1 protein-coding gene is annotated in these 1,515 nt (G+C 68.4%); it reads right to left on the reverse strand.

What is annotated here, in order from left to right; translation table 11 throughout:
- Positions 1–358 precede the first annotated feature (358 nt).
- The gene (locus tag BJF80_RS08870; protein ID WP_075812969.1) at positions 359–1,321 is read right to left on the reverse strand and encodes a hypothetical protein; all 963 of its coding nucleotides are present in this window, start codon (positions 1,319–1,321) and stop codon (positions 359–361) included.
- Positions 1,322–1,515 lie beyond the last annotated feature (194 nt).

The following is a 1,515-nucleotide window of genomic DNA, read 5'->3' on the forward strand; positions in this document are numbered from 1 at the left end:
ATCCGCGCGGAGAAGTCCTTCGGTAGCCCGAACATCTCGAACCCGGTGATCTTCGGGTCCATCTCCTCCAGCCACGTCTCGAACAACTCACGCGACGCCGGCAGACCCGCGCTCACGCCACCACCGCCGGCGCTGCCGGTCGTTCCCCCTCCGGCACCTACGTCGTCACCACCTGCATCGTCACCACCTGCGGAACGCTTCCACCACGGCATATGTGCTCCCCTCTGGATGCTCCAAGCTGAGCCTAGTAGGCCGGCCTATCGAGTCCGGCTCGGAGGCCAGCCAACACTCTGCCGAGATTAGAGCCGCCACGCTGGCAGGAGGAAGGACCGCCGAGCGCCCCAGCGATCAGCGGGCGTCAGGGCGCGTAGGTCCCTGCTCCGTCGGTGATGATCGAGCTGTCGCCCTCCTCGGCGGCTACCTCGACGAGGTATTCCGGGCTGACGGAGATCCGCTCTCCCTCATCGGTGAGGCGGACGAGGTAACACCGACCGGCGTACGGACTCATCGGGTCTTTGGCGCCCTGCCCGCGCTGCCAGCCCCCGCCGTAGAGCTGTTGCAATGTGCGGCCGAGGTACCGGGAGGCTCCGGACAGGTAGGGGTCCTCCATCGGATCAGCGACTGACACCTTCCGGTCGACGACCTGCTGGGCAAGGAGGTCGAGCGAGGTGGCCGATCCGTCCCACTGCGCCGCGGGGGCGGCAGGTCCCCGCGCCCAGGCCCGCACCTCCGCGTCCACCCCTGCGACGAAAGCGGCGAGATGGGCGTCGGCGGAGTGGCCGGGAACAAGGGTGGCGTCCTGCTCGGACGGTCGTTGGTCGTCGAGCTCGCCATGACCCTGCTCTGCCTGCGCGTCGGCTTGCCCGTCCCATGCGCGGGCAAGCACCCCACCACCGCGGTCACCGACCGCCATGGACAGGGCGTGGAAGGGGGAGAAGGGCACAGCGGGAGCCGTGTCTAGGACCACGTAGGGCTTGCCCACCACAGGGTCGTTGAGGTCGGTTGAATAATCCCAGGCACCGCCGAAGGCGCGCCGGAACGCCTCGCCCGCATACCGCACTGCGCCATCCACCCAGGGCCCTTCCGCGTCCAGAAAGGCACGCGGGTCGGCGTAGCGGCTGAGTGTAACGTCCTCCAGCATGACGACCGACGCTCGACTGAACGGAACAGCGGTGAACTGGTCAGGCAGACCGAGCGCCGTGAAGCCTTCCAGGGCGTAGTCCATCTCGGCCAGCCAGTCCTCGAACAGCTCGCGCGAGGCAGGCCGCGCATCGGACTTGGCAGCGGGGGCGGGCTCCTGCTGCCACCATTCCTGAGTCACGGGGACGGTCTCCTCTCACCTCGGCGTGGCGACACCGTGCCATCTCTCGGCTGTGAGGCCAGCCCTGGCCAACGGTCCAGCCACCTAGCTCGCACGGTCGTTCCCGAGAAGGGGCGGATGAGGGCCAGCGCAACACCAGGAACTGCTGACTAGCCACTCTTGCGGCGCAGGTGGCGTGGGGCGTACCGCTCAGC

Origin of the sequence: Serinicoccus sp. CUA-874 (assembly GCF_001942225.1) — a bacterium.
In the GTDB taxonomy this organism is placed as follows: Bacteria; Actinomycetota; Actinomycetes; order Actinomycetales; family Dermatophilaceae; genus Ornithinicoccus; species Ornithinicoccus marinus.